This window comes from Streptomyces sp. SD15 (assembly GCF_054462255.1).
Map to the genome: position 1 here is coordinate 1 of NZ_JBTLMO010000018.1, position 12,462 is coordinate 12,462.

A 12,462-nucleotide genomic window follows, 5' to 3' on the forward strand; every position below is an offset into this window, starting at 1 on the left:
AAGATCAGCAGGCATCCAACAGATCCTGCCGACACAACACCCAACTGCCAAGCCCCACAACACATTTCATTCTGAAACGATCAGTTAGGCTCCCGACCATGACCTCCCGTGTACTCGTCAACACCCGCACCACCGACTACCGGCACGACTCCATCCCGGACGCCGTGGCCGCCGTACGCTCCCTGGGGGACGAACACGGGTTCGATGTCGTCGCCACGGAGGACCCCGGGGCGCTGGAAGCGCCTCTCGACGCGTATGCCGCGGTCGTCTTCCTCTCCACCAGCGGGGAGGTGCTGACCCCGCGGGGGCGTTCGCGGCTCGCGGCCTACGTCGAGGCCGGCGGCGGGTTCGTCGGAGTGCACGCGGCGGCCTGCACCGAGTACGACTGGCCGTACTACGGCGAACTGCTCGGCGCGCGCTTCGACCGGCATCCGGACTTCCAGCCGGGCAAGGTGGTGGTGGAGGATCACGGCCATCCGGCGACCCGACACCTGCCGACCGTCTGGGAGTTCACCGACGAGTGGTACGACTTCCGGGCCAACCCGCGCGGTTCGGTGCGCGTGCTCGCCACCGCCGACGAATCCTCGTACGAGGGAGGGCGGATGGGCGACGACCACCCGCTGGTGTGGTGCCGGGAGCAGGGTGCGGGCCGGGTCTTCTACACCGCGCTCGGGCATGCCTCTCAGGCGTACGAGGATCCGGCCTTCCGCGCGCATCTGGTGGGTGGCATCACCTGGGCGGGCGCTTTCTAGGGCCTGTCCGGCGGATCAGGTCGGAGGGAAGCGGCGGCGTCTTGTCAGCGCACCAGACCCCGCGTCTGCGGCATGATCCGCCGGACAGGCCCTAGGGGACCGGGCCCGTGCTCGACCGTTCCACCAGCCGTGTCGACAGTTCCGTACGCGTGCCCTCCGGCTGGTCGCCCGCCATCATCCGCACCAGCAGGCGCAGCGCCGTCGCGGCCATCTCGGAGAGCGGCGGGCGCACCGTGGTGAGCGCCGGGGTGGCCCAGCGGGACTCGGGAAGGTCGTCGAAGCCGACCACGCTGAAATCGTCCGGCACGCTCAACTTGCGTTCGGCCAGGGCCTGGTAGGCGCCGAGGGCCATCTTGTCGGAGCAGACGAACACGGCGGTGGGCGGTTCGGGGAGGTCGAGGAGTTCCAGCATGCGGCGGTGGGCGCCGGTCTCGTTGAAGCTGCCGTAGCGGATGTACTCGGGGCGGTGCCGCAGCCCGGCCGAGGCCAGGGCCGAGCGGTAGCCGGCGACCCGGGCGCTGCTGCACATCTTGCGGCGGTAACCCCCGATGACGGCTATGCGCTCATGGCCGAGGGCGAGGAGATGTTCCGTCGCCATCACTCCGCTCTGCCAGTTCGCCGCACCCACCGAGACGACGCCCGGCGGCGGCTCGAGCACCGGGTCGATCATCACGAACGGGATGCGGTGCTGGTCGAGCCAGGCGTACTGGGACGGGGTCAGTTCGGCCAGGTTGAACACCACCCCTGACGATCCACGGGTGGTGAGCTTGTCCAGCCAGTCCCGCTCCGGGCGACCATCCCTGGTCCGGGTCAGGCCCGCCGAGACCACCACCTCCAGGCCCGCGTCGTGCGCCGCGCCCTCCACGCCGTGCAGCACCGCGCCGGACCAGGAGCTCTCCAGCGAATGCACCACGAGGTCGACCAGCCCCGGCGGCTTTGTCGCCTCGAAGCGGGGTCTGCGTACATAGCCGAGCCGGTCCAGCGCCTCGGTGACCCTTCTGCGGGTCTCGGGCGCCACGTCCTCCCGGCCGTTGACCACCTTCGATGCCGTCGGCACGGAGACCCCCGCCTCGCGGGCGACGACCGCCAGCGTCGGACCGGTCACGCTTCCCGTACGGACCATGAGAGCCCGCCTCCCCGGCCCGCCCGAGGGCCATCGAAAGTTTCGAATAGCGCTGCTCAGGCGACCGGAACATTGACCGCTCAGCAACCGGTTCCTACATTAAGGCCGCCTCAACACGACGTGAAGAAGTCGGCATTCACGGAATTCCCCGCACGTCGATGCATGCCGAAACTTTCGAAATGCCGAACACGCGGACCGCATTGCCGAAGGAACGAGTCGCTTCGCCGAACACGGATACAGAGCGGTGAGGGCATGAAGTGCGAAGCCGGCCAGGGGATTCGGGTGGCGGCCGTCGCCGCGGTCATCGCGCTCACGGCGGACGGGCGATCACACCGCGAACATGTCCGTGTGGAAAGTCAGCGGTGGATATCCGCCCTTCACACCGGAAATGGCGAACGCCCTGAAGACCGGCAAGGCAGCAACCGCTGTCTGTCCCGCCGGGAAGCTCGACCGCACCAAGGAGACCTCCGGGCCCACCAACTCCGGCAAGGGTCCCGTGGCCGCGGCCCCGCAGGGCGGCAACTGCGGCGGCTCCTACCTCCTGGTGCCCAAGCAGACCAAGCACCCGAAGGAATCAGCAGCGTTGGGGTCGGTCATCTGAGGGCCGTCACACGGAGACACCAGGTGACTGAGGGGGCGCCGTCGGCACGGGGACGCGGGGGACCGCGGCGTTGGGATCGAAGCCGGCGAAGGCCAGCCCGATGACGAAGCCCGCCACCTCCTCGAGCTGATGGACGCGATCCAGCGACCCCAGAACGGCAGGCGTCCCGCCGACATCGCGCACCAGTCGGCCGACGATGTCCAGCGCCGTCGGATCGTTGCCGCACATGGCCACCGTCACCGGTGTCTCGCCACCGCCGGGAGTTCCTGTCCACTGGTCCGCGGGAAAGAGGTGGAAGGCCTTGACGACGTGCGCTCCTGGAGCAAGTCCGGCGATCCGCTTCGCCATTGACTCGCCCGGTGCGGTGAGCAGCGCGCCGACGCCATGCGCGACGGCGTTCGTGGGGTCGATCAGGGGAGTCCCCGCCAGCGAGCCGTCCGGCCCGCCTGCGGTTCGCAGCATCTCCTCGACGCCGTCCCACGACACGGCGAGCAGCACCGCATCGCGGCCCGTGACCGCCTCGCGGGGCCCGGCGGCGCGCACCCTCCGACCCAGCCGGTCGGCAAGCTCCTGCGCCCTGGCCTGCGATCGCCCGCCGACCACCACCTCATGTCCCGCACGGGCCCAGCCCTCAGCCAGCGCCGTCGCCAGTGTGCCCGTGCCCAGGATTCCGATGCGCATGGTCGCTTCCTCTCATGAAGTGATCGCGGGGTGGCCACGGTAAAGAAGTCGATACGCACCGACCGGTGCGTATCCAGTGCGCGATGATGGTCGGCGAGATGAGTGATCACGAAGCCCACTGCTACGAACTGGTCGCCGACTGCCGCCTGCGTGCGGCCACCGATCTCCTCGCTCACACCTGGGACCCCGTCGTCCTGGCCGCCCTTCGCCCTGGAGCGCGTCGGCGCCGAGAGCTGCGCGCCTCGATCGGAGGCATCAGCGACAAGGCTCTGACCGAGGCGTTGCACCGCTTGCTCGCCAGTGGCCTGATCAGTCGCCACGCGTACGCCGAGGCCCCGCCTCGGGTCGAGTACGACCTGACCAGCTTGGGCCGGAGCCTGGTCGACGGCCCGCTGACGGCGCTCGGGCGCTGGACGCTCGAGCACGGCGACGAGCTTCTCCTCGCCCAGGAAGAGCGGCACGGGCGCGACCGTCGCGCGGATGACCACGATGACTGACCGACGCTCCCTCGCGCACGCCGGTTCATGAAAGCCGGCCCGGGCCGGCGGAGCGCGCCGTTCGTAGGGCCGCCGGTCGTCCCGCCGCCCGGCTCGCAGGACGAACTGGCGTCCATCCGGAACATGGTGGCGCGGCTGGGGCCTGCCTACCCCGCGGTCGACGCGGTTACCGTCGAGGCGACGGTGAGGACCGCGTACGCCTCGTTCCACGAGGCCAGGGTCAGAGCCTACGTCCCCATCGTGGTCGAACGCCGGTCCCGGAGGGTGCTCAGTGCAGCCTGCCGCACCGCTCCCGGTCAGGCCATCGACGCCAGGGCGGCTGCGCAGCCGGCCCAGAGGCGGACCTGCCTGCGGAAACGGCCAGTGCCCAGAGGCCGAGCGAGACCAGCACGACCCACAGCAGCCCGGCAGCCGCGTACAGAAGCAGGACACCGAGCGGCGCGGCGACCACCAGCAGCGTGGCCAGCACCCTGATCCAGCCGGTGTGGGTGAGTATCCACCACACGCCGGCCGCCGTGAGCGCCAGCCCTGCCCACCCCACCCCCATGAGCACGAGGCTTGCGAGCCCGGCGAAGACCACCAGCACCAGAAGCGCCGCTGCGCCCGCCGCCAAGGCCAGACGCGCGGTCCAGCGCCTGCTCATGGGGCAACCTCCCGCCGCTCCACCGGCTGCCGGACAGAATCTCGACCACTGCGTACCTGGTAGGCCGACTGTCCGTGGACGTGGACGACCGCAGGCATCCACTTCAGGGTACGAGCGATCACCCTGCGCGGCATGTCCACCGTGAACGACTGATCGGCCCAGGGGCTGCAATGCGGTCAACTCATAGGTGACCTCGGGGGCAATGGCCCGGATGGCAGTACCAGCCGGGCCTTGGGACCACTGTCCCGGAGGAGAGCCATGAGCCACGATCCGCCAGTTTCTCCGTCGGAAGGGCCGACATCGCGCAAGGAGGACGGCCGGGTTGACCGGCCTGGCGGCACGGACGCGGCCGGGGGCGAGGGCGACGCATCGCGGGAGGCGGGGGACGAGCGCGGCGATGACGTCCGCGGAATGGCCGCCGCGGTGATCTGATGGTCTGATGGTGAAGACGAGCGACCCGGTGGTCACTACCCCGTACGGAGCGGTGCGCGGCAGGTACGAGAGCGGGATCGCCGTCTTCCGCGGCGTCCCGTACGCGGCCCCGCCGTTCGGCCTCCGTCGCTTCCGGCCGCCGGAGCCTCCCGAGCCCTGGGACGGTGTGCGTGACGTGGGCGCCTTCGGGTCTACGCCGCCCAAACCGCCGTACCCCGGGGCGTTCGCGCGGCTGCTCGCCGACCCCGTCGTACCCGGCGACGACTGCCTGAACCTGAACGTGTGGACGCCGGAGCCCGGACCCGGTGCCCGGTTGCCCGTCATGGTGTGGATCCATGGCGGGGCGCTGACGCGCGGTTCGTCGGCCGTGCCCGTGTACGACGGGCACGGCTTCGCCCGCGACGGCGTGGTCCTCGTCTCGATCAACTACCGCCTGGGCGTGGAGGGTTACGGCCTGTTCCCCGACGCGCCGCCCAATCCGGGACTGCGCGACCAGCTCGCCGCCCTGGAGTGGGTGCGCGAGTCGATCGCGGAGTTCGGCGGGGATCCGGATCGGGTGACCGTCTTCGGCGAGTCGGCCGGGGCCATCAGCATCGGGGCGCTGCTGGCCTCCCCGCGTGCCGAAGGACTGTTCCGCCGGGCCGTGCTGCAGAGCGGGCCGCCCGAGGCGAGCGACCGCGACAAGGTCCGCCGGATGGTCCGCAGGATGGCCACCCGGCTGAAGGTCCCGGCGACGGCGGAGGCGTTCGCCGCCGTCGACCGCTCCCTGCTGCTGCGCACCCAGGCCGACGTGGGCAGACGGAGCAGCCCCCTGCTGGGCGGGCCCGCCTTCGGGATCGTCGTCGACGGCGATCTGGTCCCGCGCGACCCCCTGGAAGCCCTCGTCGAGGGTGCCGCGCCCGGCGTCGACCTGCTGCTGGGCTGGACGAGCGAGGAGTACCGGCTGTGGCTGGTGCCCGGCGGACTGATGGAGCGCGTCGACCGGCTCGGCCCGGTCGCCCTGGCCGGCGCGATGGCCCGCTGCCACTGCGGCCACGCGGTGCCCCGTGGCTACCGCGCCATCCGCCCCGACGCGGGCACCGCCGATCTCGTAGGCCAACTGGTCACCGACCATCTCCTCCGCGTCCCGCTGCACCGCCTCGCCGATGCCCGACCGCCCCAATCACCCTCGTACGTCTACGAGTTCGCCTGGCCCTCGAACCTGCCAGGCCTCGGCGCCTGCCACGCCCTGGAGCTCGGCTTCGTCTTCGACACCGTCGGGGCGCCGGCCTCGGCGCGGCTCGCGGGTCCGGGTGGCCCGCAGGAGCTCGCCGACGCGATGCACGCGGCGTGGGTGCGGTTCGCCGCAGAGGGAGACCCGGGCTGGCAGGCCTGGGACGCCTCGCACCCGGTGCGGATCTTCGGCGCGGGCGAACCCCACACCGTGCACGGGCCGCGTGATCGTGAACTCGCGCTGTGGAACGCGGAGTTGAGGAGACAGGTCAGCTCTGCGGAATCCACACCCGCATCGCGCCCTCCCGCCGGTTCGCCCACGCGTAGTACGGCACCGCTGTCAGCCGTACATCGCTTCCGTCGCTCCGGCGGAGTCCGTCGGCCGTGATGACGCCGACCCCGCCGAGCAGCTCCCGTTCACGTGTGAACGTCAGGGCGGAGCCGTGCGGCAGGGTGACGTCGTCGAGGCGGACGCCGGGCTGCTGATCGACGGCTTCCAGGCAGTGCACGAGCGGCCCGCGCTCGATGGCGACACAGCCACGCACCGCGTCGACACGCGGGTCGGGGCGGGTCAGCCGGGGGATCAGGTCGAGGTCGAGCGTGAACGAGTCGCCCCGGGACCAGCGGCGGCGCACCCGCAGCCAGCCGACGCCCGTCTCGGCGGGCGGCTCGCAGCCGGGGGCCGTGGTCGTGAACTCCGGGCACCAGGACGGGATGCGCAGCGACAGCGACCAGTCACGGTCGGCCGGGGCCGCCTCGACGGTGACGGTGATCCGGCCGTCCCACGGGTAGGCGGTCTCCACCCGGACCGCGCCCTCCCCGGCGGCATACACGCCCGACGCGTACTGGTGCAGCTGCAGGCCCTCCGCGTCGCCGCTCGCCACATAGTGGGGGAGTGAGGCGAGCAGCCGCATGACATTGGGCGGGCAGCAGGCGCAGCGGAACCACGGGGTACGGCGGGCCGTCTGGTCACCGGGACCGGCGTCGTACTCCTCGCGGACCTGGAGCGGGTTGACGTACAGCCAGCTGTCGCCGTCGAGGCCGACACCGGAGAGGAAGCCGTTGAACAGCGTCCGCTCGACCAGGTCGGAGTACTTCGCCTCGCCGGTGAGCAGCGCCATCCGCCAGGACCACTGGATGGAGGCGATGGCCGCGCAGGTCTCGGCGTAGGCGCGGTCCGGCGGCAGCTCGTACGCGTCGCCGAAGGCCTCCCCCTCGTGGCGCGCGCCGACTCCGCCGGTCAGGTAGGTCTTGGTCGCGACCATGGCGTCCCACAGGCGCTCCAGTGCCGCCCTCAGCTCGGGGTCACCGGTCTCCGCGGCCAGATCGGTGGCGCCCGCGAGCAGGTACAGCTGTCGTACGGCGTGCCCGGTGACCGTCGGCGCCTCCCGCACCGGGGCGTGGTCCTGCCAGTACGCCGGGCCGGGGTCGTGGCCGTGGCCGCGGCCGACGCCCGCGCTCAGCACCCCGTACCCGCGGCGCTCGACGAAGTACTCGGCGAGGTCGAGCAGACGGCGCTCGCCGGTCTCCCGGTACAGCTCCACCAGCGCCGTCTCTATCTCGGGATGCCCGCAGACGCCGTCGATCGCCTTGCCCCGGCCGAACGTCGCGTCGATGTGGTGCGCGAACCGCTCGGCCACGTCCAGGAGTTCACGCCGACCTGTCGCTCGGTGGTGGGCCACGGCGGCCTGGATGAGATGGCCCGCGCAGTACAACTCGTGGCCCCAGCCCAGCTCCTGCCAGCGCCGTTCGGGGTGGGCGACCTGGTAGTACGTCTGGAGGTAGCCGCTCTCGTCCTGCGCGGCGGCGAGCAGGTCCGACAACTCATCGATGTGAGCAGCGAGTTCGATGTTCTCCGGGCTGTCGGACAGTTGCCAGGATGCCGCCTCCAGCCACTTGTGCACATCCGAGTCCTGGAACTGGAAGTCCCCGGTGAACGTGCCCTTTCCTTCGGCGGCGGCCCGCAGATTGGCGAGGTTTCCTGCCTCCTCCAGCCGCGACGGGCCCTGCGGGATGCTGACGTCGGCGTTGGTGCGTCGCCGCGCCGCCCAGAAACCGTCGGTGATGCGGGCGGTCGTCGCCGGGCGGAGCCTGGTGTGCGAGCCGTCGGTGGGACGGATCGGACCGGATGTCATGGTCGTCGTCAACCCTTCAGTCCTGCGTGCAGTCCTGCCTTCGGTTTCGTTGGTCCTGCCGGTTGTGTCACCGAGTCGCGCACCACCACATGTGTGCCCAGGAGCAGGTGTTCGTTCGGGGCGTCGGGGGTGCGGCCGAGGGCGGTGCGGACGGCCAGGCGGCCCAGTTCCTCGTAGGGGACGTGGACCGTCGTCAGCGCCGGGTACAGATCGCGGGCGAAGGGGATGTCGTCGTAGCCCACGAGGGAGACGTCGGCCGGGACGCGCAGGCCCGCTTCGCGCAGGGCGGTCAGGGCGCCGGCGGCGACCATGTCGGTGGTGGCCATCACCGCGGTGAACTCCAGTCCCTGGTCCAGCGCCCGGCGCAGCAGGCGGTGGCCCGAGTCGCGGGTGAAGTCACCGGTCAGGCGCAGCGCCGGGTCGGGTTCGAGGCCGCGGGCGCGGTGCGCGGCGAGATAACCGCGCTCGCGGCCCAGCGCCGTGGTGTTGTCCGCCGCGCCCCCGAGGAACAGGACCCGCCGGTGGCCCTGGGCCAGGACGTGCGCGCACAGGGCGTAGGCGCCGCCCTCGTTGTCGTACTCGATGACCGTGACCGGTGTCCCGGGGTCCAGCGGTGGCCGCCCGCACAGGACGAGCCGCGATCCCGCCGACGTCAGCGAGTCGGCGATACGGGCCATCCGCGCGCGGTAGTCCGCGTTGTCCGTGGTGCCGCCGACCAGGATCACCGCGGCGGCCCGCTGGGCGCGCATCATCTCGATGAACTCCAGCTGGTGGTCGGCGTCGCCGTCGGTGCTGCACACCAGGCACAGATGACCGAGCCGGGCCGCCTCGCGCTCCACGCCGTGCGCCATGTGCGTGAACGACGGTCCGGTGATGTCGTCGAGGACGAACGCGAGCGTCGGTGTGCCGGCCCCCGCGATCGCCTTGGCGCGGGCGTCGGCCACATAGTCCAGCTCGCGGACCGCCCGCATCACCCGGGTGCGTGTCGCCGTGCTCACCGGGTAGTCGCCGCCCAGCACCCGCGACACCGTCGACGCGGACACCCCGGCGCGTGCCGCCACGTCCCGGATCGTGTGCCGGCTTCCGGCGTCCGTGGTGCTCTTTCTGGTCATGCCTGGCCCCCCTTCCTCATCCCCGCCCCTAGGAAGTCCTTGGGGAAACCGGTTCCCGGGCCCGGAGGCTAGCAGCGGGAGCGGCGCACGACGAGGGGCGGCGAATGCGAAACTTCCCCTCCTGCACAGGGTCCCTCTCGCCGCTCCGGGACGCCCCGCATCCGGCAGCGAGAGGGAAACCGGTTGTTACAGGGGAGGCGCCGCACATGCCCGACGCCTCCAGCGGGTGGGACGTCGGGTCTGACTCACGCGGAGGCGGCGGCCGCCTCTTCGGCCGACAGCTGGGGACGGGCGGTCGCTGTCCGCAGGAGGGACCGCGCGGTTGTCGGATCGGCCGGTCGCCGCGTGTGCCAGTCGGTGACCGCCTGATACGCGGCGGCCACCTCCAACAGCCGGTCCTCCTCGTACGGTTGGCCGCCGAGGATCGCCCCGACGGGCACCCCGGCCGCGTCGAAGCCGATGGGGAAGGCGATCTCGGGCAGTCCGAGGATGTCGAACGGCACAGGACCGGTCTGCAACAGGACGTCGCAGCGGTCCATGACGCCGTCCAGGACCTCGCGCAGCAGATGGTTCTTCGCCCGCTGGGCCGTGATCCACTCGTCGCCCGAGAGCATCAGTCCCTGGAGCCAACTCAGCAGCGAGACACCGAACTTGGTCGGGTCGGCGCGCAACCAGTGCCGGAACGGCTCGGTGCGCTCGGCGAGCCGGGCCGCGTTGAACGTGCCGGTCAGCAGCGACCAGTCGGCGGGGTAGGTGATGTCGACGAGCGTGACGCCCGGGATCGCGTCGAGCTGGAGATCGGGCACCTCCGGAAGCCCCAGCGTGCGCGGGTCGAGGGCGTCGGGACCGGCCATGACCTGGAGCATGAGGGCCGCGTCCATCGCGTCGCGGGCGAGCGGACCCGCGTGGTCACGTGTGAACGAGAGCGGGATGACTCCGTGGAGGGAGACCCGGCCCATGGTCGGCTTCAGGCCGGTCAGGTTCTGCTGGTTGGAGGGCAGCACGATGGAGCCGCCGGTCTGGGTGCCGATCGAGGACGCCGCCATGCGCGCGGCCACCGAGCAGGCGGGACCGGTCGAGGAGCCGCCCGGGTCGACGCTCGGATTCTCGGGCGTCCAGGCGTTGACCGTGGTCACGGTCCCGTCGGGCGTCGTGGCCCGGGTGGTGGCGAGCGGCCCCATCTGCCCCTTGCCCAGCACGATCCCGCCGGCCGCCTTCAGCCGGGCGACGGCGGTGGCGTCGTCGTCCGGGACGAAGTCCTCGAAGATGGCTGCTTGCCGGGGAGCGTGTACGAGGGCGGTTTAACTCGATCGTGTGATGATCGGCTTCCGGGCTTGCGGCGTCCTGGGCCGTCCGGGTTAACGTGATCGTGCGATCTGGGACGCCGGGTACGGTGCCAGCGTGCGGGGCCCCTGCTCCACCGGAGTGATGGTTCAGGGCCTCTCCGTCGCCTCTGGCCGTATCCATATGGCCAGGTCGCACAGGGAACTGGCCTCCCGGGCCCGGACCACGCACAGGATGCGTGTCGCCGCCCCGGGGTTGAGTACGCCGGGGACCAGTGCGCCCAAGACCGTTCGGGGCGTGCGGCTGAGCGGACTCACTCCCGCTCAGTCCAGAGGAACGGTAGATGAGGGGCGGGACGCTTGTTGCGCGGAGGCAGGACTGTCCGCGGGCGGGGTCCACCCGGATATCGCACCGGGGGTGGACGCCACGAACGACCGCAGCGAGGCGACTACTTGTCCCCGCGTGGGCACGCCGGTATCGGCGTCGAACACCTCCGGCAGCAGCGAGAGGTCGAAACCCGCCAACGCGAGGCGGGTCCTTACATAGGCGTCCAGTTGCTCGGCGGTGGGCTCGCTCAAGACGGCCTCCATGATCGGCAGACGGGTCATGGGGACTTCATCACCCGCCTGTGAAGTCCCCATTGAGCCCGTGCTTCACAGGAGTTACCGCACCGACGTCAGCGCCCCCGCGATCCCCGCGACCGCCCCGGGCCCCACCCGGCAGCACCCTCCGATCAGCCGGGCCCCGCCCCGCTGCCAGCCGGTCACCTGCTCGGCCGTGAACGTGGACCGCCCGTTCCAGGCCCGCGCCCGGGCGTCCCACACCTCGCCGCTGTTCGGATACACCACCACCGGCTTGCCAGTCACCCGCGCCGCGGTCTCGACCGCGCCGTCCACGTCCTCGGGGGCGCAGCAGTTCACGCCGACCGCGATGACCTCGTCCGCGTCGGCGGCCAGGGCGAAGGCCTCGTCCAGGGGCTGCCCGGCCCGGGTCCGGTCACCGGCCACGCTGTACGACAGCCACGCCGGGACGCCGAGTCCGCGTACCGCCCGTAGCAGCGCCTCGGCCTCGTCGGCGTCCGGCACCGTCTCCAGGGCCAGCACGTCGGGCGCGGCGGCGGCCAGTACCTCCAGGCGCGGGCGGTGGAACCGCTCCAGCTCGTCGACGCTCAGCCCGTACCGGCCCCGGTACTCCGAACCGTCCGCGAGCATCGCCCCGTACGGGCCGACCGACGCGGCCACCCACAGCGGACGGGTGACGCCCTTGGCGTGCGCGCGGCGGGCCGCCTCGCGCGCCAGCTCGACGCTGAGGCCGAGGAGCTCGGCCGCCCGTTCCCGTGGAATGCCGCGCTTGGTGAAGCCCTCGAAGGTGGCCTGGTAGCTGGACGTGATCGCCACGTCCGCGCCCGCCACGAAATAGGCGAGGTGCGCCTCGGTGATCGCCTCGGGCCGCTCGGCGAGCAGCCGCGCCGACCACAGCTCGTCGCTCAGATCGTGCCCGGCCGATTCGAGCTGGTTGGACATGCCGCCGTCCAGGACCACCGCGCCGGTGGCGAGGGCGTCGGCGAGGGTGCGGGAGAGGACGCTGCTCATGTCACGACGCTAGTCGATACGGGACACCGCACCGCTTTATGTCCACCAGATGAACAAATTGACCACGATGTGGGATGCGTGGATACGATCACACTCCTCCCGAGGGACGGCGCGAGAGCGGCGAGGAGACCGCTACGGACAAGGCCGACGAGATCTCGGGGTCCGCCACCTAGTAGTGCTTCGTTACCTATGGGGCGAGTCGGGTACGGGATGGCCGGTCACCCGGCATGTGGAGCATCTGCGGAGGCTGGGGGAGGCGCAGGGCGCGGGGCTCACCGCCGACACAGACGCGTCCACCCGTGCCGCAGGGCCTGGCAGCGACCACTTCTCGGATCACCCCTGGCTCTCCCGCCATTCCTCCGTGCGGCTCGGCTTTCCCGAGGCGCCGACCGGCCGGT

13 protein-coding genes and 1 pseudogene are annotated in these 12,462 nt (G+C 71.4%); 6 read left to right on the forward strand and 8 right to left on the reverse strand.

What is annotated here, in order from left to right:
• Positions 1 to 98: 98 nt before the first annotated feature.
• Positions 99 to 752 (forward strand): ThuA domain-containing protein, encoded by a 654-nt coding sequence (locus ACX28W_RS19265; RefSeq protein WP_459000224.1) that lies wholly within the window; start codon positions 99 to 101, stop codon positions 750 to 752.
• 91 nt (positions 753 to 843) lie between these two features.
• Here the strand turns inward: ACX28W_RS19265 and ACX28W_RS19270 are convergent, their stop codons facing one another.
• Positions 844 to 1,875, reverse strand: coding sequence for a LacI family DNA-binding transcriptional regulator (locus ACX28W_RS19270; RefSeq protein ID WP_459000225.1), 1,032 nt, complete (start codon positions 1,873 to 1,875; stop codon positions 844 to 846).
• Between the two features lie 340 nt (positions 1,876 to 2,215).
• Here ACX28W_RS19270 and ACX28W_RS19275 point away from each other — a divergent pair, with 340 nt between their 5' ends.
• Positions 2,216 to 2,476, forward strand: a complete 261-nt coding sequence (locus ACX28W_RS19275) for a hypothetical protein (RefSeq protein ID WP_459000226.1) — start codon at positions 2,216 to 2,218, stop codon at positions 2,474 to 2,476.
• Between the two features lie 6 nt (positions 2,477 to 2,482).
• Here the strand turns inward: ACX28W_RS19275 and ACX28W_RS19280 are convergent, their stop codons facing one another.
• Positions 2,483 to 3,157 (reverse strand): NADPH-dependent F420 reductase, encoded by a 675-nt coding sequence (locus tag ACX28W_RS19280; RefSeq protein ID WP_459000227.1) that lies wholly within the window; start codon positions 3,155 to 3,157, stop codon positions 2,483 to 2,485.
• A gap of 98 nt (positions 3,158 to 3,255) precedes the next feature.
• Between ACX28W_RS19280 and ACX28W_RS19285 the strand changes: the two genes are divergently transcribed.
• Entirely contained in the window at positions 3,256 to 3,654 is a 399-nt protein-coding gene (locus tag ACX28W_RS19285; protein ID WP_459000228.1) for a winged helix-turn-helix transcriptional regulator, read from the forward strand.
• Positions 3,655 to 3,681: 27 nt separating this feature from the next.
• Positions 3,682 to 3,912 (forward strand): annotated as a pseudogene (locus ACX28W_RS19290) (three-helix bundle dimerization domain-containing protein); the annotation flags it as partial.
• Between the two features lie 10 nt (positions 3,913 to 3,922).
• Here ACX28W_RS19290 and ACX28W_RS19295 read toward each other — a convergent pair.
• Positions 3,923 to 4,297, reverse strand: coding sequence for a hypothetical protein (locus ACX28W_RS19295; RefSeq protein WP_459000362.1), 375 nt, complete (start codon positions 4,295 to 4,297; stop codon positions 3,923 to 3,925).
• A 258-nt stretch (positions 4,298 to 4,555) separates the two neighbouring features.
• Between ACX28W_RS19295 and ACX28W_RS19300 the strand changes: the two genes are divergently transcribed.
• Both ACX28W_RS19300 and ACX28W_RS19305 read left to right on the forward strand, forming a co-directional pair.
• Positions 4,556 to 4,729: a hypothetical protein gene (locus ACX28W_RS19300; protein ID WP_459000229.1), complete on the forward strand. Its 174-nt coding sequence runs from the start codon at positions 4,556 to 4,558 to the stop codon at positions 4,727 to 4,729.
• A 7-nt stretch (positions 4,730 to 4,736) separates the two neighbouring features.
• Positions 4,737 to 6,329 (forward strand): carboxylesterase/lipase family protein, encoded by a 1,593-nt coding sequence (locus tag ACX28W_RS19305; protein WP_459000230.1) that lies wholly within the window; start codon positions 4,737 to 4,739, stop codon positions 6,327 to 6,329.
• Here ACX28W_RS19305 and ACX28W_RS19310 read toward each other — a convergent pair.
• The 5 genes from ACX28W_RS19310 to mmuM all read right to left on the reverse strand — a co-directional run bounded on the left by ACX28W_RS19310 (position 6,211) and on the right by mmuM (position 12,064).
• Positions 6,211 to 8,076: a glycoside hydrolase family 127 protein gene (locus ACX28W_RS19310; RefSeq protein ID WP_459000231.1), complete on the reverse strand. Its 1,866-nt coding sequence runs from the start codon at positions 8,074 to 8,076 to the stop codon at positions 6,211 to 6,213. The two genes, ACX28W_RS19305 and ACX28W_RS19310, sit on opposite strands and share 119 nt — an antisense overlap.
• Positions 8,077 to 8,084: 8 nt before the next feature.
• Positions 8,085 to 9,188: a LacI family DNA-binding transcriptional regulator gene (locus ACX28W_RS19315; protein ID WP_459000232.1), complete on the reverse strand. Its 1,104-nt coding sequence runs from the start codon at positions 9,186 to 9,188 to the stop codon at positions 8,085 to 8,087.
• 245 nt (positions 9,189 to 9,433) lie between these two features.
• Complete coding sequence (locus ACX28W_RS19320) at positions 9,434 to 10,456, reverse strand: amidase (RefSeq protein ID WP_459000356.1); 1,023 nt, start codon at positions 10,454 to 10,456, stop codon at positions 9,434 to 9,436.
• A 339-nt stretch (positions 10,457 to 10,795) separates the two neighbouring features.
• Entirely contained in the window at positions 10,796 to 11,080 is a 285-nt protein-coding gene (locus tag ACX28W_RS19325) for a hypothetical protein (RefSeq protein WP_459000233.1), read from the reverse strand.
• 54 nt (positions 11,081 to 11,134) lie between these two features.
• Positions 11,135 to 12,064, reverse strand: coding sequence for a homocysteine S-methyltransferase (gene mmuM / locus ACX28W_RS19330; protein ID WP_459000234.1), 930 nt, complete (start codon positions 12,062 to 12,064; stop codon positions 11,135 to 11,137).
• Positions 12,065 to 12,462 lie beyond the last annotated feature (398 nt).